This is a genomic window from Aurantimonas marina (genome assembly GCF_017183135.1).
Lineage (GTDB): Bacteria > Pseudomonadota > Alphaproteobacteria > Rhizobiales > Rhizobiaceae > Aurantimonas > Aurantimonas marina.
The window spans coordinates 214,787-239,700 of the sequence record NZ_JADDXW010000001.1 but is presented as its reverse complement, the minus strand read 5'-3'; the positions used below and the strand labels follow the sequence as shown (position 1 = coordinate 239,700).

General features: G+C 65.8%; 21 protein-coding genes. 7 read left to right on the top strand and 14 right to left on the bottom strand.

The genetic code is table 11. The features are described from left to right. Positions 1 to 34: 34 nt before the first annotated feature. From ING15_RS01155 to iolD, 5 genes are all read right to left on the bottom strand, one after another. Positions 35 to 994: a YeiH family protein gene (locus ING15_RS01155; protein WP_408628666.1), complete on the bottom strand. Its 960-nt coding sequence runs from the start codon at positions 992 to 994 to the stop codon at positions 35 to 37. A gap of 188 nt (positions 995 to 1,182) precedes the next feature. Continuing rightward, positions 1,183 to 2,022, bottom strand: coding sequence for a class II fructose-bisphosphate aldolase (locus ING15_RS01150; RefSeq protein WP_206452927.1), 840 nt, complete (start codon positions 2,020 to 2,022; stop codon positions 1,183 to 1,185). Then, the gene (locus ING15_RS01145; protein ID WP_206452926.1) at positions 2,019 to 2,861 is read right to left on the bottom strand and encodes a 5-deoxy-glucuronate isomerase; all 843 of its coding nucleotides are present in this window, start codon (positions 2,859 to 2,861) and stop codon (positions 2,019 to 2,021) included. Before ING15_RS01145 ends, ING15_RS01150 begins: the two co-directional genes overlap by 4 nt. 12 nt (positions 2,862 to 2,873) lie before the next feature. Further along, on the bottom strand, positions 2,874 to 3,854 hold the full coding sequence (gene iolC, locus ING15_RS01140) for a 5-dehydro-2-deoxygluconokinase (RefSeq protein ID WP_206452925.1): 981 nt from the start codon (positions 3,852 to 3,854) through the stop codon (positions 2,874 to 2,876). A gap of 81 nt (positions 3,855 to 3,935) precedes the next feature. Further along, a complete protein-coding gene (iolD, locus tag ING15_RS01135) occupies positions 3,936 to 5,807 on the bottom strand; it encodes a 3D-(3,5/4)-trihydroxycyclohexane-1,2-dione acylhydrolase (decyclizing) (protein ID WP_206452924.1) in 1,872 nt (623 codons plus the stop codon). Positions 5,808 to 5,935: 128 nt separating this feature from the next. Between iolD and ING15_RS01130 the strand changes: the two genes are divergently transcribed. Genes ING15_RS01130 through ING15_RS01120 form a run of 3 tightly spaced genes read left to right on the top strand, consistent with a single transcriptional unit; the run spans position 5,936 to position 9,142 of the window. After that, positions 5,936 to 7,051, top strand: coding sequence for a Gfo/Idh/MocA family protein (locus ING15_RS01130; protein WP_206452923.1), 1,116 nt, complete (start codon positions 5,936 to 5,938; stop codon positions 7,049 to 7,051). Between the two features lie 23 nt (positions 7,052 to 7,074). Further along, positions 7,075 to 7,968 carry a sugar phosphate isomerase/epimerase family protein gene (locus tag ING15_RS01125; RefSeq protein WP_206452922.1) on the top strand — a complete coding sequence of 298 codons (894 nt, stop codon included), beginning with the start codon at positions 7,075 to 7,077 and terminating at the stop codon, positions 7,966 to 7,968. Between the two features lie 10 nt (positions 7,969 to 7,978). Then, positions 7,979 to 9,142 carry a Gfo/Idh/MocA family protein gene (locus ING15_RS01120; RefSeq protein WP_206452921.1) on the top strand — a complete coding sequence of 388 codons (1,164 nt, stop codon included), beginning with the start codon at positions 7,979 to 7,981 and terminating at the stop codon, positions 9,140 to 9,142. 101 nt (positions 9,143 to 9,243) lie between these two features. Here the strand turns inward: ING15_RS01120 and ING15_RS01115 are convergent, their stop codons facing one another. The 4 genes from ING15_RS01115 to ING15_RS01100 form a co-directional block, all read right to left on the bottom strand. Further along, entirely contained in the window at positions 9,244 to 10,254 is a 1,011-nt protein-coding gene (locus ING15_RS01115) for a LacI family DNA-binding transcriptional regulator (protein ID WP_206452920.1), read from the bottom strand. A gap of 166 nt (positions 10,255 to 10,420) precedes the next feature. After that, complete coding sequence (locus ING15_RS01110; protein WP_206452919.1) at positions 10,421 to 11,200, bottom strand: ATP-binding cassette domain-containing protein; 780 nt, start codon at positions 11,198 to 11,200, stop codon at positions 10,421 to 10,423. A 2-nt stretch (positions 11,201 to 11,202) separates the two neighbouring features. Continuing rightward, a complete protein-coding gene (locus tag ING15_RS01105; protein WP_206452918.1) occupies positions 11,203 to 12,339 on the bottom strand; it encodes an ABC transporter permease in 1,137 nt (378 codons plus the stop codon). A 153-nt stretch (positions 12,340 to 12,492) separates the two neighbouring features. Next, entirely contained in the window at positions 12,493 to 13,383 is an 891-nt protein-coding gene (locus tag ING15_RS01100; RefSeq protein WP_206453229.1) for a sugar ABC transporter substrate-binding protein, read from the bottom strand. Positions 13,384 to 13,820: 437 nt separating this feature from the next. Here ING15_RS01100 and ING15_RS01095 point away from each other — a divergent pair, with 437 nt between their 5' ends. Continuing rightward, a complete protein-coding gene (locus ING15_RS01095; protein WP_206452917.1) occupies positions 13,821 to 15,581 on the top strand; it encodes a DEAD/DEAH box helicase in 1,761 nt (586 codons plus the stop codon). 30 nt (positions 15,582 to 15,611) lie between these two features. Here the strand turns inward: ING15_RS01095 and ING15_RS01090 are convergent, their stop codons facing one another. The 5 genes from ING15_RS01090 to ING15_RS01070 form a co-directional block, all read right to left on the bottom strand. After that, on the bottom strand, positions 15,612 to 16,541 hold the full coding sequence (locus ING15_RS01090; protein ID WP_206452916.1) for a BKACE family enzyme: 930 nt from the start codon (positions 16,539 to 16,541) through the stop codon (positions 15,612 to 15,614). An 11-nt stretch (positions 16,542 to 16,552) separates the two neighbouring features. After that, positions 16,553 to 17,500, bottom strand: a complete 948-nt coding sequence (locus ING15_RS01085) for a 3-hydroxyacyl-CoA dehydrogenase (protein WP_206452915.1) — start codon at positions 17,498 to 17,500, stop codon at positions 16,553 to 16,555. A gap of 16 nt (positions 17,501 to 17,516) precedes the next feature. After that, positions 17,517 to 20,036 carry a branched-chain amino acid ABC transporter ATP-binding protein/permease gene (locus ING15_RS01080; protein ID WP_206452914.1) on the bottom strand — a complete coding sequence of 840 codons (2,520 nt, stop codon included), beginning with the start codon at positions 20,034 to 20,036 and terminating at the stop codon, positions 17,517 to 17,519. Positions 20,037 to 20,045: 9 nt separating this feature from the next. Then, positions 20,046 to 20,918 (bottom strand): branched-chain amino acid ABC transporter permease, encoded by an 873-nt coding sequence (locus ING15_RS01075; RefSeq protein WP_206453228.1) that lies wholly within the window; start codon positions 20,916 to 20,918, stop codon positions 20,046 to 20,048. 92 nt (positions 20,919 to 21,010) lie between these two features. Next, a complete protein-coding gene (locus tag ING15_RS01070; protein WP_206452913.1) occupies positions 21,011 to 22,270 on the bottom strand; it encodes an ABC transporter substrate-binding protein in 1,260 nt (419 codons plus the stop codon). Between the two features lie 184 nt (positions 22,271 to 22,454). Between ING15_RS01070 and ING15_RS01065 the strand changes: the two genes are divergently transcribed. From ING15_RS01065 to ING15_RS01055, 3 genes are all read left to right on the top strand, one after another. After that, a complete protein-coding gene (locus ING15_RS01065) occupies positions 22,455 to 23,168 on the top strand; it encodes a GntR family transcriptional regulator (RefSeq protein ID WP_206452912.1) in 714 nt (237 codons plus the stop codon). 14 nt (positions 23,169 to 23,182) lie between these two features. After that, positions 23,183 to 23,953: an SDR family oxidoreductase gene (locus ING15_RS01060; protein WP_206452911.1), complete on the top strand. Its 771-nt coding sequence runs from the start codon at positions 23,183 to 23,185 to the stop codon at positions 23,951 to 23,953. A 297-nt stretch (positions 23,954 to 24,250) separates the two neighbouring features. After that, positions 24,251 to 24,832, top strand: coding sequence for a cysteine hydrolase family protein (locus ING15_RS01055; RefSeq protein WP_232845482.1), 582 nt, complete (start codon positions 24,251 to 24,253; stop codon positions 24,830 to 24,832). Positions 24,833 to 24,914 lie beyond the last annotated feature (82 nt).

The window sequence follows — 24,914 nt, the reverse complement described above, 5'->3', positions numbered from 1 at the left end:
AGACGGTGACGACCGTTCAGCACAAGGCGTTCGCTCAGCCGAGATATGCGATGCCGATGAGGATGAAGGCGGCGAGGAAGACGGTCTCGGCGACGACGAGGAGGACGGCCTGGCGGCCGACGGAAAGGATGCTCTTCAGCGCGGTCTTCATGCCGACGGCGGCGATGCCGAACAAGAGCGCCCAGCCGGAGACGTCGGCGGTAATGTCGGCCGCCTGCCTGGGGATGAGGCCGAAGGAGTTGAGCGCGGCCAGCGCCAGAAAGCCGAGCACGAAGCCGGGGATCAGCGGCGGCCGCTTGCCGGCCTCGGCCTCGCTCTTGTGGGTGGCGCGGAATACCAGCGTGAACACCAGCACTACCGGCGCCAGCATGGTGACGCGGATGAGCTTGACCAAAGTGGCGGTCTCGCCGGCCGCGTCGGAAACCGAAAAGCCGGCGCCGACGACCTGGGCGACGTCGTGGATCGTGCCGCCGAGAAACACCCCGATGGCCTGGTCCTTCAGCCCGAAGATCGGGATCAGCAGCGGATAGACGATCATCGCCAGAGTGCTGAGCACGGTGACGCTGAGCACGGTGAAGATCAGGTTGCGCTCGGAGAACTGGTTTTTCGGCAGAACGGCGGCGATCGCCATGGCCGCCGAGGCGCCGCAGATCGCCACCGACCCCCCGGTCAAGAGCGCCAGCCGCCAGCCGCGGCCGAGCAGCTTCGCCGCGGCGAAGCCGAACAGGATGGTGGCGACGACGCCGGCGACGAGCAGCGCGATCAGGCCGGGGCCGAGGCCGATCAACAAGGCGACGGAGATGCGCACGCCAAGGAGCGCGACGCCGACGCGCAGGATCGTCTTGGCGGTGAAGTTGATGCCGGCCGCGCATTTGCCTTCCTCGGTGAGGAAGTTCAGCGCGATGCCCAGGAGCAGCGCCATCAGCATGGCCGGCGCGCCATAGTGCTCGGACAGGAATTTGGCCGCGACGGCGACCGTCGCCGCGACCAGCATCCCCGGTGCATAGTCCCGCAGTCGGTTTGCCAAGGTCGGCGCGGGTTTTTCGGCGGCCTCCGGCGCGGTCTCCTCGCTTACGGTCATGGCTGCCTCTCCCCTGCAACGCGACTCGGCTCCGCCCCCCGACAAAGCCGACCGGACGTTACACAAACCGGCGGCGATAGGAAGCCGTTCGTTGCGGATGTCTATCCCAGCGACGGGCTACGAAGCGACCGGATGACGGCGCGGGCGGCCTCGCGGACCGGCGCTTCGGTCTCCTTCAGAATCGCCAGACGGTCGAAGCGTTTGGGGTCGCTGTTGACCGCCTCGCGCAGCGCCTTGCCGAAGGCCATGCGCAGTTCGGTGCCGATATTGAACTTGCAGATCTTCGACTCGCGCGCCAGCCGGCTGCGTGTGGCGACCGGAACCCCCGAGCCGCCGTGGATGACCAGCGGCAGATCGGTGACGGCCTCGATGGCGCGCAGCGCGTCCAGGTCGATCTCGGCGGCCTTTTCCTGTTGCAGATGCACGTTGCCGATGGAAACCGCCATTGCGTCGACGCCGCTCTCGGCGGCGAAGCGTGCGGCCTCGTCCGGCGTGGTTCCGGCCGACGCCTCGCCTTGGGAATAGCCGACGAAGCCGATTTCGCCCTCGATCGAGACGCCGGCGGCGTGGGCGATCTCGGCGATGCGGGCGGTCTTGGCGATGTTCTCGTCGAGCGGCTTGCGCGAACCGTCGAACATGACGGAGCTGAAGCCGCAGTCGATCGCCTCGCGGCACTCCTCGTCCGTATAGCCATGGTCGAGATGGGCCACGACAGGAACGCTGGCGCCTTCGGCCAGCGTCCGGAACATTGCGCCGAGGACGCGCAGCGGGGTGTGCGCCCGGCAGCCGGGGCCGGCCTGGAGGATGACGGGGGCGTTCTCGGCCTCGGCCGCCGCGACATAGGCGCGGGCGTCCTCCCAGCCGAGGACGACGAGGCCGCCAACCGCGTAGCCGCCCTTGAGCGCCGGTTGCAGAACCTCGGAAAGCGTTGCCAGCGTCATTTGAACTTCGCGATCATGTCCTTGATGCCGGGAATGGTTTCGAGCTGGTCGGCGTGGCTCGGCTGGAAATACTGCACCAGGCTGCGCTGGCTGAGGCCGCCGAGGATGGTGAAATAATACATCTCATAGCCGGGCAGCACCGCGCAGGGGTGATAGCCCTTGTCGAGGCAGATCGTCGAGCCGTCGACGATGTGGTAGGCGTCCCCCGGCTTACCGTCCTCGCGCTGGAGCATCTGCACGCCCGTGCCGTGATTGGGACGGAAGCGGAAATTGTAGGTCTCGTCGTGCCGCGTCTCCTGCGGAAGGCGGTCGGTGTCGTGCTTGTGGCTGGGAAAGCCCGACCAGCCGCCCTTGCCGACGGTATAGAGTTCGGAAACCAGCAACCGGCCCACCTTGTCATGCTGCTTCTGGCCGAGGATGTGCTTGATCTTGCGATGGGTCTTGGTGTCGTCGGAGCCGTATTGCACCTTGTCCAGTTCGTCGGCGCGCACCGCGAAGGGCGACAGCACCTTGTCGTATCTCGCCCCGGCGACGAACACCTCCGCCGCGTCGGATACGCAGACCATCTGGGCGGTCGCGCCGGTCGGCACGTAGACGCCTTCCGGCTCGCCGTCCCAGACATCGACGCCGCGTGTCCCCAGCGCGGCGAAGGATTCGCCCTCGACGCTCACGTCGACGGTGCCGGTGGCGGGCACGATGCAGGTCTCGTAGCCCGGCACGCGATACTCGAACGCCTGGCCCTTGGTCAGCTTGACGATGTTGAAATAGTTCAGCGGAACCAGCGCGTCGTCGACATCGACGATCGGCTTGTTGCGGTTGTCATAGGGCGCGATATGCATCGGCTTGTCCTTTCAGGAATCGGTCGGGCCGGGATGGTCGGCGAGAAACGCCTCCAACTCGGCCGTGGTGGGCATGGCGGGCGCGCAGCCGACGCGCGACACGACGATCGCGGCGGAGGCGGAGCCGCGCAGGACGCAGTCGCGCAACGCATGGCCCTGGGCGAGCGAGGCGACGAAGCCGCCCATGAAGGCGTCGCCCGCGCCGGTCGGCTTCAGCGCCGTGACCGGATAGATACCGGTGCGGAATTCCTCGTGCGGCGTGATGGTGATCGCGCCGTGCTCGCCCATCTTGTAGACGACGATGCTGGCGGTGCTGCCCGCCAGTTCGCGCGCCTTGGCGAGGCCCTTGTCCTTGCCGCCGGCCATGAAGCCGAACTCGTCGTCATTGCCGATGACGATGTCGCAGAGCCGCCCGGCGCGCGAATAGACGTCCGCGGCGATTTCGGGCGAGGGCCAGGAATAGGGGCGGTAGTCGATGTCGAAGATCAGCGGCAGACCAGCCTTTCGGGCCAGGTCAAAGGCGTGGAACGCCGCGTCGCGCGACGGCTCGGCGGCGAAGACGGTTCCCGTCGTGATCAACGCGCCATAGGCTTCGTAGTCCACCGCCGCGACGTCCTCCGTCGTCATCTGGAAATCCGCCGCGCCGTTGCGGTAGATCACCGACTGGTGGTCCTCGACCCGGCTTTCGACGACGGCCAGCGAGTTGCGCGCCTCGCCGCCGACCGAGCGGACGTGGCGGGAATCGACGCCGTATTTCGCCAGCTCGTTGAGGCAGAACCGTCCGATCGCGTCGTCGGACACCGAGGTCACCAGCGCCGCCCTGCCGCCATGCCGGGTGATCGCGACACCGATATTGGCCGAGGAGCCGCCGAGGCAGGCGACGAATTTTTCCGCCTCTTCGGTCTTCGTGCCGGGCGGGTCGGGATAAAAATCCATCCCCGCCCGCCCGACGATGACGAAGTCGTTCCGGGCGATGCCGGCAAGCGATGTCATGCGCGCCCCTCGGTGTTGCCGGCCCGCGCGGCGTCCAGCACTTCGGGATAGGAATAGTTCAGCCCGAGCAACTGCTTCATGTCAGATGCCCTTGCGCTGGCGCGCGCGGCCGGCTTCCTGCTCGACATGGGCGGCGCGGACGCGGTCGTTGTCAGTCACGTGGGGCGTGCCGACCTCCCACCAGGCATGGCCTTCGGCGGTCCAGCCGTCATGGGCATCGACTTTCATGACGATGACCGACGTTCGCTCGGCCGCCTTGGCGCGCTCGAAGGCTTCCGCCAGTTCGGCCGGGTTGGCGACGGTCTCGGCCTCGGCGCCCATGGCCCGGGCGTGTGCCTCGAAATCCACGGCGAAGGGCTCGACCGCGATGTTGCAATCGGCGATCAAATTGTTGAACGAGGTGTTGCCGGTGTTGTTCTGCAGCTTGTTGATCACCGCGAAGCCGCCATTGTCCAGCACCAGGATAATCAGCTTCTTGGCCGTCAGCACCGAGGAATAGATGTCGGAATTCATCAGGAGATACGCCCCGTCGCCGACGAAGACGATGGTGTCGGCCTCCGGCTCGGTTTCCGACTGGGCGATGCGCGCGCCCCAGCCGCCGGCGATCTCGTAGCCCATGCAGGAAAAGCCGAACTCGACGTCGACGGTGCCGATGTCGAGAGTGCGCCAGTTCGCCGTCACCTCAGCCGGCAGGCCGCCGGCCGCGGTGACGATCCGGTCGCGCGGGTCGCAGAGATCGTTCACGACGCCGATAGCCTGAGCGTAGGAGTTCGGCCGGTTGCCGGGCCGCACATTGTCGGCGACATAGGCGTCCCAAGTGTGGCGCTCGGCCTTGGCCGTGTTGGTCCACGCATCGGGCGCGCGATAGTCCGCGAGCGCGTCGCCCAGAGCCGTCAGCGCGCGTTTCGCGTCGCCTACCACCGGCAGCGAGCGGTGCTTGCCGGCGTCATGACGCGCGGCGTTGATGGAGATGAGCCGGGCGGTCTTGTCGAAGGCGGTCCAGGAGCCAGTGGTGAAATCCTGCAGCCGCGTGCCAACGGCGACGATCACGTCCGCCTTTTCGGCGATCGCGTTGGCGGAACTGGAGCCGGTCACCCCGATCGGGCCGATATTGAGCGGGTGGGTCGCCAGCATGTTGGCGCGGCCGGCGATGGTCTCGACCACCGGGATGGCGTGAGTCTCGGCGAACGCGGTCAGTTCCGCGACGGCGCGGGAATATTGCACGCCGCCGCCAGCGATGATCATCGGCCGCTCCGCCGATTTCAGCAGCGCAGCGGCGTCTGCGATTTCGGATAAGTCCGGGGCCTGCCGGCGGATGCGATGCACCATCCTGTCGAAGAATTCGACAGGATAATCGTAAGTCCAGCCTTGGACGTCCTGCGGTAGGGCAAGGAAGGCCGGGCCGCAATCGGCCGGATCGAGCATGGTGGCGATGGCGGCGGGGAGCGACTGGATGATCTGGGCTGGATGGGTGATCCGGTCCCAATAGCGGCAGACCGCCTTGAACGCATCGTTGAGCCCCAGCGACGGATTGCCGAAATGCTCCAGCTGTTGCAGCACCGGATCGGGCAGGCGGGTGACGAAGGTGTCGCCGCACAGCATCAGCATGGGCAGGCGGTTGGCGTGGGCGAGCGCGGCCGAGGTCAGGAGATTGGCGGTGCCCGGTCCGGCCGAGGCGGTGCAGAACATGAAGCGCCGGCGCAATTGCTGCTTGGCGTAGGCGGCCGCGGCAAAGCCCATGCTCTGCTCGTTCTGGCCGCGATAGACCGGCAATTCGTCGCGGTGGTCGTAGAGCGCCTCGCCGAGGCACGTCACGTTGCCATGCCCGAAGATGGCGAAGCCGCCGCCGCACAGACGTTTCTCGCTGCCGTCAATATCGATGTACTGATTGGCCAGATAGCGGATGACGGCCTGCGCTGTCGTCAGACGGACCGTTTCGCTTCCTGCGCTCATGCTTTCCTCCGTTGGTGGCCCGGCGTGAAATTTTCTTCAGATGCCGATTGTCGAACGATCGGCCAGCCGCTATTGAGGTTACGTGTTTTGCAACCGGTTGCAAACCTCTTTTTGAGGCAGGATCACCCGTGACCCCAATTGGCATCGGTATCGTCGGCGGCGGCTATATGGGCAAGGCGCATGCGGTCGCCATGCAGGCCGTCGGCGCGGTTTTCCAGACGGCGCTGCGCCCGCGGCTGGAAATGGTCTGCGCCACGAGTCCCGGATCGGCGGAGCGTTATCGCGCGGCGTTCGGATACGAGCGCTGCACGTCGGATTGGCGTGCGCTGGTGACGGACTCGGCGGTCGAGGCGGTCGTCATCGCCGCGCCGCAGGAGACCCACCGGGCGATAGCGGAAGCGGCGTTCGCCTTGGGCAAGCCGGTATTCTGCGAAAAGCCGCTCGGCGCGTCGCTGGAGGATAGCCGGGCCATGGTCGCGGCGGCGGAAGCCTCCGGGGCGGCGAACATGGTCGGCTTCAACTATATCCGCACGCCGGCTTCGCAATTCGCCCGCCAGTTGATCGACGCCGGCGAGATCGGCGACACCACCTGGTTCCGGGGCGAGCACACGGAAGATTTCTACGCCGACCCCAAGGCTCCGGCGACCTGGCGCACGCGCGGCGCGGGCAACGGCACGATGGGCGATCTGGCGCCGCATATGATCAATGGCGCGCTGGCGCTGGCCGGTCCGATCCGCGACCTGATCGCCGAGGTCGAGACCGTCCATGCCACCCGTCCGGGTCCGGGCGGTGACGAGGCCGTCACCAATGACGACCAGGCGCAGATCATGTGCCGATTCGAGAACGGTGCGATGGGGCATCTGTTCTTCAGCCGCGTCGCGACCGGTCGCAAGATGGGCTACGCCTATGAGATCACGGGCACCAAGGGCGCGATCCGTTTCGATCAGGAGAACCAGAACGCGCTCTGGCTCTATCGGATGGACGGCCCGGAGGAGCGGCGCGGGTTCACGAAGATCCTGACCGGTCCCGAGCATCCCGACTATGCGGGGTTCTGCCAGGGACCGGGGCACGGCACCGGTTATCAGGATCAGATCACCATCGAGGCCAAGGATTTTCTCACCGCGATCGCGACCGGCGAACCCGTCTTTCCGACCTTTCGGGACGGTATGGACGTCAACCGCGTCGTCGCGGCAGCGATGGCGTCGAGCCAGGCGAAGTCCTGGCAATCGCTCGACAGTTTCTGAGTTTGGCAAAGGCTTTTCCGACCATGACCATCCGTATCGGCAACGCGCCCTGTTCCTGGGGTGTCGAATTCGCCAACGACCCGCGCAATCCTCCCTGGGAAACGGTCCTGCGCCAATGCGCCGAGGCCGGCTACAAGGGTATCGAGCTCGGCCCGGTGGGCTTCATGCCCGAGGACCCGGCCTTGCTGTCCGAGGGGCTCGCGCGGCACGATCTGGAACTGATCGGTGGCGTCGTGTTCCGGGCGTTTCACGACCCGGACCAGTGGGACGACGTGCGCGACGGCGCCGTGCGAACCTGCAAGGCGCTCGCCGCCCACGGTGCGCGCCATCTGGTGCTGATCGATTCGATTTCGCCGCGCCGGGCGCCGACCGCCGGCCGCGCCAGCGAGGCCGAGCAGATGGACGCGGCCGAGTGGAAGGCCTTCGTCGACCGAATCCGGACCATCGCCAGGATGGGCGCGGAGGAATACGGCCTGACCGTCGGGATGCACGCCCATGCGGCCGGCTTCATCGACTTCGAGCCGGAACTGGAGCGTCTCCTGGACGAGGTGGACGAGGGCATCCTGAAGATCTGCTTCGACACCGGCCATCATTCCTATGCCGGCTTCGATCCGGTGGCCTTCATGCGGCGCCATATCGGCCGCATCTCCTACATGCATTTCAAGGATATCGACCCGAAGGTGAAGGCCGCCGCGATCGCCAACCGCACCGGCTTCTACGACGCCTGCGGGCAGGGCATCTTCTGCAATCTTGGCGAGGGCGACGTGGATTTTCCTGCCGTGCGCCAGGTGCTCCTGGATGCCGGCTTCGAAGGCTGGTGCACGGTCGAGCAGGACTGCGACCCGGCGGGCGATACCTCGCCGGTCGACGACGCGGCGGCCAACCGCGCCTATCTGGAATCGATCGGTTTCAATTGAGGAACACGCCATGAGCAAGCTGAATTGGGGTATGGTCGGCGGCGGCGCGGGCAGTCAGATCGGGCCGGCACACCGGCTGGGGGCCGGGCTCGACGGCGCCTTTGCCTTCACCGCCGGGGCGCTGGACCATGTGCCGGATGCCGGGCGGGCCTATGCGCGGACCCTTGGTATCGCGCCCGACCGGGCCTATGGCGACTGGCGGGAGATGCTTGAAGGTGAGCGCGGCCGCGACGACCGCGTCGATCTCGTTACCGTGGCGACGCCCAATGCCACCCATTACGAGATCACCAAGGCCTTTCTCGAAGCCGGCTTCCACGTATTGTGCGAAAAGCCGATGACGATGACCGTCGAGGAGGGCGAGGAGATTGTCCGAACCGCCCGCGCGACGGGACGGATCTGCGCGGTCAATTATGGCTACAGCGGCTATTCGCTGGTGCGGCACATGCGGGCGATGGTGGCGCGCGGCGATCTCGGCCGGGTGCGCCTCGTCGTCGCCGAATTCGCCCACGGCCATCATGCCAACGCGGCCGATGCCGACAATCCGCGCGTGCGCTGGCGTTACGATCCGGCGCAGGCGGGTGTGTCGGCGCAGTTCGCCGATTGCGGCATCCATGCGCTGCACATGGCAAGCTTCGTCACCGGTCAGGAGGTCGCGTCGCTGTCGGCGGATTTCGTCTCCTGCATCGAGAGCCGGACGCTCGAGGACGACGCGATGGTGAATTTCCGCATGGATGGCGGCGCGGTCGGGCGGCTGTGGACGTCGTCCGTCGCCATCGGCCGCCAGCACGGGCTGACATTGCAGGTGTTCGGCGAGACCGGCGGTCTGCGCTGGGCGCAGGAGCAGCCCAACCAGCTCTATTGGACGCCGCTCGGTGGCCGGGTGCAGACGATCGAGCGTGGCGAGGCCGGATTGTCGCCGGAAGCCGATCGCGCGTCGCGCGTCACGATCGGCCATGCCGAAGGAATGCCGCTGGCCTTCGCCAACATCTATGCCGATCTGGCGGAGATCATTCGCGCCGAGAAGGAAGGCCGATCGCCCGTTCCGGCCGCCGACCTTTATCCACGGGCCGAGGACGGGCTGCGCTCCATGGCGGCCGTCCACGGCGCTGTCGCTTCGGCTAGCCGGCAAGGCGCCTGGGTCGACGCCCGCCCGCCTATGTTTCGGACGCCCTAGATCACGATGAAATAGGATCGATTCGATCCCATTTCATAAACGTGATCGATTCCAGTGATTTTCGAGCAGGATGTGGACGGAAAACCGGTTCCCACTTTTCCTCATCCCGCTCTAACCGCAGGCGGTCTGAGCGTTCCCCGCTCGACGATCCGGCAGGGGAAAAGCCGGGATTCGGGATAACGGTCCGGCTCCTCGAGCATCGCCACGATCAATTCGATCGACGAGGTGATGATCTGGCGTATCGGCTGGTGGATGGTGGTGAGATTGATGTTCTCCCACCGCGCCATTTCCATGTCGTTGAGGCCGATGATGCCGATGTCGTCGGGCACGGACAGGCCGGCGGACTGGATCGCGCTCAAGGCGCCGATCGACAGGACGTCGTCACCGCAGAAATAGGCCTCCGCCGGTTCTTCCCGGATCAGCCGTGCCATCTCCTGCCGCCCGGCGTCGAAGGAATAGGCGGCGGCGTAGCTGTGGCTGACGGCAACGTCTGGATGGGCCTGCATCGCCGCGATGAAGCCGGCGAGACGATCCTGTGTGGATGTGGCGGTCGCCGGGCCGCCCATGAATCCGATCCGGCGATAGCCCCGGGCGACCAGCAAATCCGCCGCCATCTTGCCGCAGTAGCGATTGTCGATGCCGACGACATGCACTTCGGGCGCGCTGGAATAGCGCCCGAAGGAATGAACCACCGGCACGCCGGCTTCGCGAAACGCATGGGCGAAGCGGGGCGGCAATGTGGACGAGGCGACGACCACGCCATCGACCGAGTACTGCCGCAGCATCCGAACGGAATTCTCCGGGTCCGTCTCGTCCGTCAGATTGACGAGCAGCGGGCGCAACCCACGCTCCTGAAGCCCGCGGGTGAAGAGATCGAAGACCTGCAGGAAGATCGGGTTGTGGAAGTTGTTGGAAACCAGCCCGATCAGCTTGGTGCGCCGGGTCGTCAGACTGCTGGCGAACAGATTCGGACTGTAGCCCAGTTCCGCCGCCGCCTTGGCGACCTTGCGGCGGGTCTTGACGGACACGGAGGCACCTTCCGTGAAGGCGCGCGACACGGCCGAGCGCGAGACCCCGGCGCGTTCCGCCACTTCCTTGAGGGTTACTGCCATCCAGCGATTATTTCCGTTGTCGCGGGCGGGATCGTTTGGCCGGCCGGGGACCGGCTCAACACCGCCGCACCGACTCCCGCAAATGTCGATGGACGGCTCTATATGGAACAGGCTGGCGCGGGTTACCATCATCCGGGCCGCCGGCGCGGGGCCGGGGCACGCGGTCTTACACCGTCCCGCCCAGCGTTCCTTCCAGTTCGGCCAATTCCTGGCCGCCCGCCATCATGTCCTGCAACTCTTCCGCCTTGATCTCGCCGCGCTTGGCGGTGCCGAGCGTCTTGCCGCGATTGAGCACGGTGAAGCGATCGCCGACCGCCATGGCGTGGCGGACATTGTGGGTGATGAACACAACGCCGATCCCCGACTTGCGGACCCGGTCGACCGTCGCCAGGACATTGGAGGTCTGGCGCACGCCGAGCGCCGATGTCGGCTCGTCGAGGATCAGGACCTCGGCGCCGAAATAGACCGCCCGCGCGATCGCCACGGTCTGGCGTTCGCCGCCGGAGAGCGTTCCGACCGCCTGGGTCGGCTCGCGCAGGCGGATACCCATTTTCGCCATCTCCTGCATGGTGATGGCATTGGCCTTGTCGAAGTCGAAGAATTTAAACGGCCCGACGCTCTTTTCGGGCTCCTGGCCCATCCAGAAATTGCGGGTGACCGACATCAGCGGGATCATCGCCAGATCCTGATAGACGGTGGCGATGCCGGCGGCCATGGCGTCACGCGGGCTAGTGAAATGAACTTCCTTGCCGCCGACGAGGATCTTGCCGGCCGACGGTTTGTGGACGCCCGACATCGTCTTGATGAAGGTCGACTTGCCGGCGCCGTTGTCGCCCAAAAGGCAATGGCACTCGCCCGGCATGATCGACAGCGACACGCCGGCCAGCGCGATAACCGGGCCGAAGTGCTTTTCGATATCGACGAGTTCGATCAAGGGTGTCGTCATGGTCAGCGCTCCCCGGTGATCATGCGGCGGATGTAGGTGTTGAGGATCACGGCGATCAAAAGGATGCCGCCGAGGAAGACCCGGAACAGCGAACTCTCGACGCCGGCGAAGAACAGGCCCTGCTGCACCACGCCGAAGATCAGGGCGCCGAGTGCCGCGCCGACCACGGAGCCGTATCCGCCGGTCAGAAGCGCGCCGCCGATGACCACCGAGATGATCGCCTCGAACTCCTTCAACAGGCCACGGTCGGCGGCTGCCGATCCGAACTCGATCACCTGCAAGGTGGCGAAGACGGTGGCGCAGAAGGCGGAGAACATGAACATCAGGATCTTCACCCGGTTCACCGGCACGCCGACGTAGCGCGCCGCCTGGGCATCGCCGCCGGACGCGAAGATCCAGTTGCCGAACTTCGCGCGGGTGAGCAGGATATGGCCGAAGAGGATCAGCCCGAGCGCCCAGACAATCAAAATCGGGATGCCTTCGACGATCGGCTGGCCGGCCCGGCTGCCGGCGACGAATTTGCCGACGATGCCGATATCGGCCAGCCAGACGAACAGGCCCTTGAACAGCGTACCGCCGAACAGCCAGCCGATTGGGTCGCCTTCGGTCACGTCCCGGACGCCGCCGATGATGGTCTTGCGGGTTGTGACAACCGCCGCGAAGATCGTCAGGCCGCGCAGAATGTAGAGCGACGCCAGGGTGACGATGAAGGAGGGCAGGCCCGTCTTGACCACCAGATAGCCGTTCAGTGCGCCGATGCTGATCGCGCAGGCGAAGGCCACCAGAATACCGAGCCAGAGCGGATAGCCGCCTGTCACCGAGACCAATGCGATGACGATGCCGGAAAAGCCGATCATCGAGCCGACCGAGAGATCGAACTCGCCGGCGATCATCAACAGGCAGGCGCCGACGGCGATGATGGCGAACTGGGCGGAGACGACGCCCCAGTTGACGATGCCTTCGGGGGCGAACATGCCGCTATCGCCGGCAACGCCGAGGAAGAAGGCGAATACGAGGATGGTGCCGCAAATGGCTCCCAGTTCCGGCCGCACGAGCGCGGTGCGGAATGGCGAGCGTTTGCGGATACGCTCGTCGGCTTCCGGGGCGGTTTGTGCCTGAGGCGACGGTTGATCGACCATGTCTCTCCTCCCGGCCGCGTCAGCGGTCGAACCGATGGAGCACGTGTGGCGTGCGTCCGGTTGTTCCTTTGATCTGGTGAGATCGCGGCGCCGGTTTCGGCGCCGCGATGCGGTGCGTCGCGAGGCGGCCCGAGAGCCGCGCCGGCCTAAGCTCTAGCGGTATTCGCCAGCGAACTTCTCGACCATCTCCAAGGCGTCCTTGGTGACGAAGCCCGGGCCGGAGTTGATGTTGTTGCCCGGCAGAACGCCGTAGCGCTTGTAGTTGGTGAGCACGATCACCGGCAGATAAGCCTGCAGGAAGGGCTGCTGATCGATGCCCCACTGGATTGTGCCGTCCTTGATCGCCTTGACGATCTCGGCGCCGAGGTCGAAGGTGCCGAAGTAGATCTCACCAGCCATGCCGTTTTCCTTGACCGCCTCGATGGTCGGGTCCGCCGACGTGGGACCCAAGGTCAGGATGGCGTCGGTATCCGGATTGGCCGACAGATAGGCCATGACCTTATTCTTGATCTCGGCGGGGTCCTGGCCTGAATCGATCATGGATTCGCCGAGCTCGACCCCGAGGCCATCGGCGAATCCGCGACAGCGTTCGCCCACGACCGGGTTCGACACCACGTGATTCACGCAAAGGAACGATGCGATGCCGTCCCGCTTGGCCCGCTGGCCGGCGGCAAGGCCGGCGTCGTATTCGGGCTGGCCGACATACATCAGCGCGCCGAGTTCCGCCGCCTGCTCGGGCGTGCCGGAGTTGATGATGATCACCGGAATGCCCTTGGCGACGGCGTCCTCGATCGGCCCCTTGAGGACGTCGGGGTCGGCCAGCGTGGTAATGATGCCGTCGGGGTTCGTGGCGGTCGCCTGTTCGATGATCCGGGCCATGTCGGCGATGTCGCCCGTGGTCGGATTGCGGTACTCGACTTCGACGTCCATCTGCTCGCCGGCCAGCGCCAGCGCGTTCTTGATCGTGTTCCACCAGCTGTCGCTGTCCGGCGCATGGCTGACAAGCACGAAGCGCTCGCCTTCGGCCTGCGCGGTGCCAACCATAGCCGTCGCCGCGAGCGAAGCGGCGAAGGTCGCGCCGAGCAATTTCGAGATGAATTTTTTCACTGTGATCGTCCTCCCTGTTTCGCGAACGGAAGCGGCCAACCGGTTCGGATCGCGAACTCAAGACAAGCATATGCCGATCGATTTTGCAACCGGTTGCAATTCCGCTTCGCCGGCGAAAAAATCCTACGGTCGAACCGCTTTGCCGGGCGGCATAAGAGGACTGGCCACCTGTCGGCGGCTGAGGATGTCAAGCACCATCTGGCCTGATCGCGTCCTCGGCATCCGGACGGGTGCCCGCCCGATGAGCTAGAACAGCCAGCGCATCGATTGAGCGCGATAGCGGCCTGTGCCATAGCAAGGCGCGCAAGCGCGCCGGAGGCGCGCGTCGCACGATCCACGCGATGCCACGACCGTCACTACGCAAGGACTGCCCCATGGCGTTTCGCCCAACGAGCCTTCCGCTGGCCCGCGCTCTCGCGGAGCGCGGCTACGAAGATCCGACGCCCGTCCAGGATGCGGTTCTGGAGTCGGAGGCGGCCGAGCGCGATCTCCTCGTCTCGGCCCAGACCGGATCGGGCAAGACCATCGCCTACGGTCTGGCGATCGCCTCGACGCTACTCGGTGACGCGGAGCGGCTGGGTCCGGCCGGCGAACCGATGGCACTGATCGTCGCGCCGACACGCGAACTGGCGATGCAGGTCACGACGGAGCTGATCTGGCTCTACGCCCAGACCGGCGCGCAGATCGTCACCTGCGTGGGCGGCATGGACCCGCGCGCCGAAAAGCGGAAGCTGGCTCAGGGCGTTCATATCGTGGTGGGAACCCCCGGCCGCCTGCGCGACCATCTGGAGCGCGGCGCGCTGCGGATCGGCGCGCTCAAGGCCCTGGTCCTGGACGAGGCGGACGAGATGCTCAATCTCGGCTTCCGCGAGGATCTGGAATTCCTGCTGGAGGCGACGCCGCGCGAGCGCCGCACCCTATTGTTCTCGGCGACGCTGCCGAAGGCGATCACGACCATGGCCAAGCGCTATCAGCGCGATGCGTTGCGCATCGAGGCGACACGCGGCGCCGCCGGCCATGTGGACATCGAATATCGCGCCATCCGCATTGCCCCGAACGAGATGGAGCACGCGATCGTCAATGTGCTGCGGCAGGCGGACGCGCCCAGCGCGATCGTCTTCTGCAACACCAGAGAGGCGGTGCGCCATCTCTCATCGGGGCTGCTGGAGCGCGGCTTCTCGACTGTGACGCTGTCCGGCGAACTCGGCCAGAGCGAGCGCAATCAGGCCATGCAGGCGTTGCGCGACGGGCGGGCTCGGGTGTGCGTGGCCACCGACGTCGCGGCCCGGGGCATCGATCTGCCGAGCCTCGGCCTCGTCGTCCACGCGGATCTGCCGAGTGACGCGGAGACCCTGCAGCATCGCAGCGGGCGAACAGGCCGCGCCGGCCGCAAGGGCGTGTCGGTGCTGCTGGTGCCGATTTCGCGACGTCGCAAGGCCGAGCGGCTGCTGGCCGAGGCCCGTATCCAGGCGACGTGGGGTGGCGCCCCCTCCGCCGACGAAATTCGCAGGCTGGACGAGCAGCGGTTGTTGTCCGATCCGATCCTGACCCAGGAAGCCAGCGAGGACGATCTGGCCGCCGCCCGCAATTTGCTGGCGACACGATCGCCCGAAGAGATCGCGGCGGCGCTCGCGCGGCTCTATCGGTCGCGCCTGCCCTCGCCGGAGGACGTCTTCGATCCAGGCTTCGGCCCCGATCCGAAGGCCGGCAAGGACTACGCGGCCGGTCGGGACCGGACCCTGGGGCGCGGCAAGGAGCACGCGCGCGGCGGTCCCACGGTGTGGTTCCACATGGATGTCGGCCGGCGCAACAATGCCGATCCGAAATGGATTCTGCCGTTGCTATGCCGGCGCGGCAAGATCACCCGCGAGGAGATCGGCGCCATCAAGATTTTCGACCGCGAGACCAAGGTCGAGATCAGCGAGAGCGTCGCCAAGAAATTCGCTGCCGCGGCCGAGGTCAGCGACGGCGACGACATCACGATCTCGATGGCGGATTCGCCGGGCGACGGGGGAGCGCGCGCGGGCCGGGGTCCATCCGGCAAGCCGCGCGGCAAGAAACCCTATCAAGGCAAGCGCCAGGACGGCGCGCCCCCCTCGGGCAAGCCACGCCGTCCCAAGCGACCGAAGGTTTGAACGCCAGCCTCTCCCGTGTGGGTGCGGGGATCAGATGTCGACCTTGTCGCCACCCTTGAGCTGCAGGATCTCGCGGGCTTCGTCCGGCGAGGCCACGTCCAGCCCCAGGCCCTCGACGATGGAGCGCGCCAGTCGAACCTGATCGGCATTCGATGTCGCCAGCTTACCGGCGCCCGCCCAGAGCGAATCCTCCAGTCCGACGCGAATGTTGCCGCCCATGGAGGCGGCCTGCGCGGCGATGGCCAATTGGTGACGGCCGGCGCCGAGCACCGACCAGCGATATTGATCTCCGAACAACCGGTCGGCGGTCCGCTTCATGTGCATGACGTCTTCGGGATGCGGGCCGATGCCGCCGAGCAGGCCGAAGACTGACTGCACGAACAGCGGCGGCTTCACCAGACCCCGGTCGAGGAAGTGCTTGAGATTGTAGAGATGCCCGATGTCGTAGCACTCGAATTCGAAGCGGGTGCCGTTATCGTAGCAGGTCTCGAGAATGTACTCGATGTCCTTGAAGGTGTTGCGGAACACCAGATCGCGCGTATTGGCGAGATGCTCCTTCTCCCAAGGGTGCTGGAATTTCTTGTATTTGTCGAGCAGGTGGAACAGGCCGAAATTCATCGAGCCCATGTTGAGGGACGCGACCTCCGGCTTGAACCGCGCCGCCGGCATGACGCGCTCCTCGACCTTCATGTAGGGGCTGCCGCCAGAGGTGATGTTGATGACGGCGGCGGTCTGCTGCTTGATGCGCGGCAGGAAGCGCGCGAACGCCTCGATCGTCTGGTCGGGCTGCCCGGTCTCCGGGTTGCGCGCGTGCAGATGCAGGATCGCGGCGCCGGCTTCGGCGGCGGCCACGGCATCCGTGACGATCTCATCCGGCGTGATCGGCAGATGCGGCGACATGGTCGGCGTGTGGATCGCGCCGGTCACGGCGCAGGTGATGATGACTTTACGTTGGGCCATGGCCGTCTCCTTCAGGATTTGATGTCGCGGTCGGATTGCCGCTTGTGGGCGGCGAGGGCCATCAGGCGCCGGTCGCGCCATTGCTGCCGGGCGCCGAGCTGGCCTTCCGGCAGGCGCTCGCGGCGATCCTTTTCGACCGTCTCGATGACCGGGCCGGCCCAATCGACGCGGCGGCGCTGCGAGGGCGCGATGGTCTCATAGATGCCCTGGTAGCGGGTGACGTAGTCGCGGACGCCGCCGGGGGCGTTGAGGTCGATCGTCTCGAACGGCCCCATGAAACTCCAGCGCAGCGCCAGCCCTTCCCGGATGCCGATGTCGACGTCCTCGGGGTCGGCGAAGCCGTCGTGAACAAGGCGAAACGCCTCTTCGAGCAGCGCCCCCTGCATACGGTTCATGACAAAGCCGTCGATCTCGCGCTTCATGACGATCGACGACTGGCCGGCGTCGCGCATCAAGGTCGCGGTCCGATCGCGCGCTTCGGCGCTGGTCCAGGGCGACGGAACGACTTCCACGGCGGGCACGAGGTAGGGTGGGTTGATCGGATGGGCGACGAGGCAACGCTCGCGGGTACGCAGATGCTCGCTGAACAAGGACGGCAGGATCGCCGACGTCGATGAGGCGAGCACCGCGTCGGCGTCGGCATGCTCTTCCAGTTCGCTGAAGACGGCGCGCTTGATCGCCAGATCTTCGGGCGTGTTCTCCTGCACATGAACCGCCCCGTCGAGCGCGGCCGGCAGGGACGGTGCCAGGGCGATGCGGCTGAGCACGGCCTCGGGAGCGGCGCCGTTCAAGAGGTCGAATTCGGCCAGAGAGGGCAGGATTTCGGCGATATAGGCCCGCGCGCTTTCGGTAGCTCCGTCCTGGCGGTCGAACATCGCGACGTCGTAGCCGGCGCGGGCGAAGGTGATGGCCCAGGCGCGGCCGATCAGGCCACAGCCGACGATGGCGATCTTGGTCATGGATTCTCCTTGCCGTTCAGAGCCAAAGGACCTCCCGGCGGAGATCGAGATCGCGCGCCAGCGGCCGGGCGGGTCCTTCATGCACGACGCGGCCGCGTTCGAGCACCGTCACCCGATCGGCCAGATTGAGCACCAGATCGAGATGATGATCGACGATCAGGATCGAAACCTCGCTGCGCAGCTTGTCGAAGGCGTCGAAGAGTTCCTCGGTGATCGCCGGGGACAATCCCTCGAAGGGTTCGTCCAGCAGCAACAGGCGGGTGTCACCGACCAGCGCGCGGGCCACCGCGACCATCTGCTGCTCGCCGCCCGACAGCCGATCGGCGTCGATGTCGAGCCGTTCCCGAAGCCGGGGAAAGAATTCCAGTACGCGGTCCTCGGTCCAGTGGCGGCCATTGCCGGTCAGCCGCCGCAAGCGTCCCAATTCGAGATTCTGGCGGACCGACATGCCGGAAAACAGGCCGCGCCCCTGCGGAACGTATCCGACGCCCCGGCGCGCGATCTCGGCGGAGGCGAGGCCGGCGATGCCTTCCCCGGCCAAGGTTGCCTCGCCGGTCGCGGGCGGGGCGATGCCGATCAACGTCTTCAGTAAGGTGGTCTTGCCGGCCCCGTTGCGGCCGAGCAGGGCGACGATCTCGCCGTGATGGATGTCGAGCGAGACGTCCGAAAGGATCTGGCTCTTGCCGTAGAAGGTATCGATCCCCTTGAGGCCGAGCAGCAGTTCCGGCCGGGCCGCCGAGACGAGTTCGCGCGCGGCCAGCGCGGCGACGCCCGAGCCGATATAGATGTCCTGCACGCGCTTGTCGGTGCGAACCTCTTCCGCGCTTCCGTCGACGAGGACCTCGCCGCCATTCATCACGGTAACCGCATCCGCCAGGTCGAAGACGCGGTCGATGTCATGTTCGACCAGGAGCACCGGGATGTCGTCGGCGATCTGGCGGATCAGACGACCGATCCGTTCGCGCTCCGCCGCGGCCAAGCCCGCCAGCGGCTCGTCCAGTAGCAGCATGCGCGGCTTCGAGGTGATGGCGAGCCCCATGTCGAGCACGCGCTGTCCGCCATAGGACAGCGCCCCAGCCTCGGCGCTCTCCATGCCGCGGACGCCGAGAAAGCCGATGATTTCCGCCGTTTCCTGGTTGATCGCCGTGATCCCTTTCGCGCCAATCCACGGATTGAACCGGCTGGCATGGGTCGCCTGGACACCCAGTCGCAGGTTCTCCTCGACGCTGAGGGTCGGGAAGAGATTGGTGATCTGGAACGAGCGGGCCAAACCCCGGCGGCAGACCGCCTCGGGCGGCAGGCCCGCAATGCTCTCGTCGCCAAGGGTCACCTTGCCGCGACTGGGCGCGAACATGCCGGAAATGAGGTTGAACGCACTGGTCTTGCCGGCGCCGTTGGGACCGATCAGCGCATGCAGGGTTCGATTACGGACGATGAAGCTCGCGTCGCGTACCGCCTGGACGGAGCCGAAATTCTTGGCCAACCCGTCAACGCGAAGCAGCGGCTCCTGTCCGGCATGCTCGCGGCGCAAAAAGGCGGGCAGTGGTTCGCCCTCGGCGATGCTGCGGTTGGCCATCGCGGCAGCGCCCGTGCGCTTCGGCAGGAACGGGTCGATGACACGGCCTGCCACACCGACGAGGCCGGTGGGCGAGAACATGATGAAGCCAACGAACAAAAGGCCGAAATAGAACAGCCAGTCGCCGGTCCATTGCGACAGGAACTCGCGGAACAGGACGTAGAACAGCGCGCCGAGGGCCGGGCCGAGGAAGCTGCGCGAGCCGCCGATCAGCACCATCGCAAGAAGTTCGCCGGAAAAGGCCGGCGAGACCGGGTCGGCGGAGGCGAAGCGGTGATGGAAGAGGAACAGAATGCCGGCAAGGGCGGTGACGGTCGCGGAGACGACGAAGCAGATCAGCTTGTAGGTCTGCGTCGCGTAGCCGAGGAAGCGCGCGCGCTCCTCGTTTTCCCGGATCGCGACAAGAACGGTGCCGATCGGCGAGCGGACGAAGCGCTGCAGGGCGAAAATCACCGCGAAGACGACGATGGCGGCGAGCACGTAGTAGGCGTCGCTGTTCACCGTCGAGAGGCCGAACGGGCTTGGGCGGGTGATGCCGCCGAGGCCGTTTTCACCGCCCGTCACCTCCGTCCAGCGAAACGCGATGGCGTAGCCGAGGGCGGTCAGGGCGAGGGTCAGCAGCGAGAAATAGACACCCTTGCGCCGCAGGATGAGAAATCCGAGCACGGTTGCCATGACCGCAACGACCGCGATCGAGACCAGCGCCGGGAGCAGCATCTGGTCGGGGAACCAGTTCAGATGGGCCAGGGCGGCGGCATAGACGCCCACGCCGAACCACAGCCCGTTACCGAAGGAGATCAGCCCGGTGTAGCCGAACAGCAGATTCAGCGCGAGCGCGGCGGTGGCGAGCACGATTACGTCTATGGCGGAATCGACCGTCAGTCCGATCGCTTCCATGAAGAATGGCAGGATGACAAGCGCCGCCAACGCGATGACGATGTTGAGAGATCGTGACAGCATGGGAGCGCCTTACTCGAACCTGGCGATCCGCTCGCCGAACAGGCCGCGAGGCCGGACGAGCAGCACGAGCAGCATCAGGATGTACATCGAGGCTTCGGCGGCCGGCGGATAGAAATAGACGGTCAATCCACGGACGACGCCGACGAGGAGCGCTGCGACGATCACGCCCCAGAACGACCCCAGGCCGCCGATCACCACGACCACGAAAGCGGGGATGAGAATCTCGGCTCCCATCGCCGGGTGAATGCCGGTGATCGGCGCCATCATTGTTCCGGCCAGTCCGGCGAGGCCGAGGCCGAGGGCGGCGACGGCGGTGAGATACGGCTTCAGGGAGATGCCGAGCGCGCCGACCATGTCGGGCGCCTGGATGCCGGCGCGCACGATCCGGCCGAACGGCGTTCGCTGCAAGAGCAGCCAGAGGCCGGCCACGGCCGCGGTGGCGACGATCAGGATGGCGAAGCGATAGCGCGAATAGATGAAATCGCCGATGAAGATCTGGCCGCTGAGAAATTGCGGGATCGAAAAGGGACGGGGGCTCGCGCCGAAGATCATGCGGAGCGACTGCTCGATCACCATGGCGAGACCGAAGGTCAGAAGCAGGCTCAACGCCGGGTCGGCCTTGTAGAAGGGCCGCAGGAAGACCCGTTCGACCCCCACGCCGATCACCGCCACCAGGAGCGGCGCGGCCACGAAGGCCGGATAGCCGATCGTGTCGAACAGCAGCACGACCAGATAGGCGCCGATCGCGTAAAAACCGCCATGCGCCAGATTGACGATGCCGCCGAGCGAAAATATCAGCGACAGGCCGAGGGCGATCAGCAGATAATTGACGCCGACGAACAGGCCGTTGACGATTTGTTCGAGGACAAAGACGGCTTCCAGGGGCAAGGCAAGACCCTCAGCGATGATCGGAAGACTTCAAAATCCGTCGGCGCGGCGAGCGGCGCCGCGCCGACGAACCTGGTTCGACGGGCCTATGCGGCGTCGAAGCTGCAGGCGTTTTCCGCCTCGGTCGGTGCGATCGCCTCCAGATCCTCGCCTTCGCCCGGCACAGCCGCGCCGAGCAGCATCAGATCCCACTCGTCCTCCAGCTGATCGATCGGCTTGGCCGTCATCGTGTACATTTCCTGGATGAGCTGGTGGTCGCGCTTGCGGAAATATCCCTCGCGCGCCTTCAGGATGTCGAGTTTCGGCCCGCCCTCGAAATAATCCAGAACTGCGTCGGTCTCGATCGACTTGGTCTCGGTCATCGCCTGCGCGACCAGCTTGGTGGCGAGATAATCGCCCCAGGCCTGGTTGTCTGGCGGTTTGCCCCACTTCGCGGTGAAGGCTTGGACGAAGGCCTGCGCGCCGGGGTTCTCCAGCTTGTGATGCCAGACCACCGGCCATTCGCCACCGAAATTGCCCTTGCCGGCACCCCAGGCGACGGCGGTGTCGAAGCCGAAGCCGCCATAGGGAAAGTCGAGGCCGTACTCGGTATATTGCTTGACGAAATTGGTGATCTGGTTGCCGGCGAGGTTGGAGATGATGAGGTCGGGTTGCGCCTGCCGGATCTTCAGGATGTAGGCGCTGAAATCGGTCGCATCGGTCGGAACCAGATCCTCCCATGCGACCGTGCCATTGTTGGCTTCGATGAAGTTCTTGCCGACGCGGGAGAGATCCTGGCCATAGGCGTAGTCGGCGGTGAGAAAGTAGATCTTCTTGCCGTCGATGAGGCCGTCGCGCAGGAAAGCCGAGCCGACACCCTTCACATATTGGGAGTTCGACGCCTCGACGTGGAACATATAGCGGCTGCAGTCGCTGCCGCGCAGCGCATCGGAGTTGCAGCCGGTGTTGAAGAACAGCTTCTTGTTCCGCTCGACCACCTGCGCGATCGCGAGACCCGACGCCGAGCTGATTTCCCCGATGATACAGGCGACATTGTCGCGGGTGATATAGCGCTCGGCCTTGGTCGATGCGGTGGCCGGATTGACGCTGTCCTCCATCAAGAGCTCGATCTGGCGGCCGTCGATGCCGCCCGCGGCGTTGAGTTCCTCGACCGCCAGCTGGACGCCGAGCTGGGCGTATTCACCGAGGGGCCCGAGAAAGCCGGTCAGCGGCGTTAAATGGCCGATCTTGACGACCTCGCTTTGTGCCCGGGCGATGAACGGCGTTCCGATGCCGGCGACGAGCGCCGCGGTGCCGATGCCCTTGATGACCTGTCTGCGATGGGGCCGGATATGCGAATTGGACATTCTTCTTCCTCCCAATGGACCCGTCAGGAGGGGCTCCCTCAGCCCGTGATCCGCAGGACCCCGCGGAGACGGCCTACTGTCCCTCCACTCAGATTGTCATTTGTGATCACACATGACACATCTAGAAAAACGTGCTTTCGTGTCCGTGTCCAGCCATGAGGTCGGCATAAGAGGAATTTATTTCATGAGCGCGGTCGAGGCGGGTATCGCCGACAAGGTTTTGCGGGTGTCACGGGTGACGCTCGGGGAGCACGTCTATCGAGACCTGCGGGAGCTGATCCTGGCGGGGCAGGTGGCGCCTGGAGACAAGTTTACGCTGCGCGGCCTGGCCGAGGCCGTCGGCACCAGTGCGATGCCGGTGCGCGAGGCGGTCGGTCGGCTGTCGGCGGAGGGGGCGCTGGAAATCCTGCCGAACCGGGCGATCCGGGTGCCGATCATGACCCGCGAGCGGTTCAGCGAACTGACGATCATCCGCATGGAAGTGGAAGGTCTCGCCGCTCAGTTCGCTGCGGAACGGGCCGACGCCGCGCAGATCGCCGCCGCTTGCGCCCATCACGAACGCTTCGCCGCCGAGAGCCGGCACCGCGACCCCGACGGGGCGGTCGCACTGAAGGCCAACAAGGAGCTGCATTTCGCCGTCTATGCGGCGGCGGGCATGCCGCAACTGCAGCAGATCATCGACGGGTTGTGGCTCCAGGTCGGGCCGGTCATCAACCTCGATCTGCGCGCCAGCGGGCGCCGGTTGAAAGAGGTCGAGGCGCACAAGCACCATGCCCGGCTCATCGCGGCGCTGAAGGCAAGGCAGGCCGATGAGGCCCGTGCCGCCGTCGCGGCGGATATCCGGGACGCGGCGGATTTCATCCTGGCGAACGGCAATCTGCCGTCCGCATCAATCTGAGAACGAGAGTGACGATGGTATCGGACATAGCCGGTTTGCGGGTGTTGGTGACGGCGGGCGCGTCGGGCATCGGGCTGGAGATGGTGCGGGCCTTCCAGGCCAGTGGCGCGCGGGTTCATTACTGCGACGTCAGCGACGGGGAAGGGGCCGGAACCGACCTTGACGGCGTCACGGCCTCTAGGGCCGACGTCTCGGATCGCGGCGATGTCGCGCGGCTGTTCGCGGAGGTGGAGAAGAGGCTCGGGGGGCTCGACGTGCTGGTCAACAATGCCGGCATCGCCGGGCCGACGGGGCGGGTCGAGGACATCGATCCCGAGGCGTGGGACCAGACCCTCAACGTCAACATCACTGGCCAGTTCAATTGCACCCGGCTGGCCGTGCCGTTGCTCAAACGGAGTTCGAACGCCAGTATCGTCAACGTGGCGTCGTTGGCGGGGCGGCTGGGATTTTCCATGCGCACCCCCTACGCCGCGTCGAAATGGGCCGTCGTCGGCTTCACCAAGTCGCTGGCCATCGAACTCGGCGAGTTCGGCATTCGCGTCAATGCGATCCTGCCCGGCTCCGTGGATGGACCGCGCATCCAATCGGTGTTCGCCAACAAGGCGGCCGCGCTCGGCAAGAGTTACGAGGAGGTCGAGGCGGCGGCTCTCGCGGTGACGTCTCTCAGAAAGCTCATTCCGCCGCAGCACCTCGCGGCGATGGCGGTGTTCCTGGCATCTCCGCAAGGCTCGAGCATCTCGGGACAGGCCCTGAGCATCGACGGCGATGCGCAGATGATGGTCTGACGGAGTCCGCGCGGGTTCCCTCGCTCGAGTGGTGTTGCCAGACCAGCAGGGCACTTGCTCCCGCCATCGCGGTGCGACCCCTGGGGACAGCGCAGAGGCAGACGCATTCATCGCGGCAATCCGTCGCCGCCCAATGAAGTGGGCCGGAACCGCGGCCCGAATGAAATCATTCCGGACGCGGTCGCATCCGTCGCTCATGGCCAGCATCGCCCGTCTGCGATCCGTTGGACCGCGAGGTGCCGGATAGCGTCGCGGTCGAGAGGTGGCTCGATGAGCAGGAAAAGTCCGAGCGAAGGCTTGAATCAGCAAACCGCGCATCTGTGCGTCGACATGCAACGGATGTTCGCGGAGGAGACCGAATGGCGCACACCGTGGATGGACCGGGTCTTGCCCGTGGTCGAGGCGATCGCCCGCCACCGGCCCGAACGTACGATCTTCACCCGGTTCATACCGCCGAAAACGCCGGGAGACGTCGCCGGGGCATGGCGAGATTATTTTCGGCGATGGTCGCAATTTACGCAGGCGGAGATCGACCCGGGGCTGCTCGATATCGTGGAACCCCTGAGGGCGCTCGTGCCGCCTGCGACCGTCTTCGACAAGTCGGTCTATTCGCCCTTTCACGACGGCCGGCTTGCCGGCTGGTTGCGGGAGCGGGAGGTCGAAACCCTGCTCGTGACCGGGACCGAGACGGATGTCTGCGTTCTCGCCGCGGTCATGGACGCGATCGACCACGGCTTCCGGGTCGTGCTTCCCCAAGACGGTCTTTGCAGCGGCTCGGACGAAACCCATGACGCTCTGATGAGGGTGTATGCCAGCCGTTTCAGCCAGCAGGTCGAACTGACGACATCCCAGGATATCATGCGGCGGTGGGTGCTCTGAGACTGGTTCGCGCTGAGTCGATCTGTCCTGCGCCAATCGCCACCGTCGCGGCCTGAGGCGCCAAAAACTTCACATAGCTGAA

What these genes read in the sequence shown, in the direction of transcription:
- ING15_RS01100 (WP_206453229.1), bottom strand. Translation starts at nt 13,383, where the DNA reads ATGGTTGGCACCGCGCAGGCCGAAGGCGAGCGCTTCGTGCTTGTCAGC.
- iolD (WP_206452924.1), bottom strand. Translation starts at nt 5,807, where the DNA reads ATGAGCGCAGGAAGCGAAACGGTCCGTCTGACGACAGCGCAGGCCGTC.
- ING15_RS01105 (WP_206452918.1), bottom strand. Translation starts at nt 12,339, where the DNA reads ATGGTCGATCAACCGTCGCCTCAGGCACAAACCGCCCCGGAAGCCGAC.
- ING15_RS01095 (WP_206452917.1), top strand. Translation starts at nt 13,821, where the DNA reads ATGGCGTTTCGCCCAACGAGCCTTCCGCTGGCCCGCGCTCTCGCGGAG.
- ING15_RS01065 (WP_206452912.1), top strand. Translation starts at nt 22,455, where the DNA reads ATGAGCGCGGTCGAGGCGGGTATCGCCGACAAGGTTTTGCGGGTGTCA.
- ING15_RS01145 (WP_206452926.1), bottom strand. Translation starts at nt 2,861, where the DNA reads ATGCATATCGCGCCCTATGACAACCGCAACAAGCCGATCGTCGATGTC.
- ING15_RS01110 (WP_206452919.1), bottom strand. Translation starts at nt 11,200, where the DNA reads ATGACGACACCCTTGATCGAACTCGTCGATATCGAAAAGCACTTCGGC.
- ING15_RS01085 (WP_206452915.1), bottom strand. Translation starts at nt 17,500, where the DNA reads ATGACCAAGATCGCCATCGTCGGCTGTGGCCTGATCGGCCGCGCCTGG.
- ING15_RS01090 (WP_206452916.1), bottom strand. Translation starts at nt 16,541, where the DNA reads ATGGCCCAACGTAAAGTCATCATCACCTGCGCCGTGACCGGCGCGATC.
- ING15_RS01150 (WP_206452927.1), bottom strand. Translation starts at nt 2,022, where the DNA reads ATGACGCTGGCAACGCTTTCCGAGGTTCTGCAACCGGCGCTCAAGGGC.
- ING15_RS01060 (WP_206452911.1), top strand. Translation starts at nt 23,183, where the DNA reads ATGGTATCGGACATAGCCGGTTTGCGGGTGTTGGTGACGGCGGGCGCG.
- ING15_RS01155 (WP_408628666.1), bottom strand. Translation starts at nt 994, where the DNA reads ATGCTGGTCGCGGCGACGGTCGCCGTCGCGGCCAAATTCCTGTCCGAG.
- ING15_RS01080 (WP_206452914.1), bottom strand. Translation starts at nt 20,036, where the DNA reads ATGCTGTCACGATCTCTCAACATCGTCATCGCGTTGGCGGCGCTTGTC.
- iolC (WP_206452925.1), bottom strand. Translation starts at nt 3,854, where the DNA reads ATGACATCGCTTGCCGGCATCGCCCGGAACGACTTCGTCATCGTCGGG.
- ING15_RS01125 (WP_206452922.1), top strand. Translation starts at nt 7,075, where the DNA reads ATGACCATCCGTATCGGCAACGCGCCCTGTTCCTGGGGTGTCGAATTC.
- ING15_RS01070 (WP_206452913.1), bottom strand. Translation starts at nt 22,270, where the DNA reads ATGTCCAATTCGCATATCCGGCCCCATCGCAGACAGGTCATCAAGGGC.
- ING15_RS01115 (WP_206452920.1), bottom strand. Translation starts at nt 10,254, where the DNA reads ATGGCAGTAACCCTCAAGGAAGTGGCGGAACGCGCCGGGGTCTCGCGC.
- ING15_RS01120 (WP_206452921.1), top strand. Translation starts at nt 7,979, where the DNA reads ATGAGCAAGCTGAATTGGGGTATGGTCGGCGGCGGCGCGGGCAGTCAG.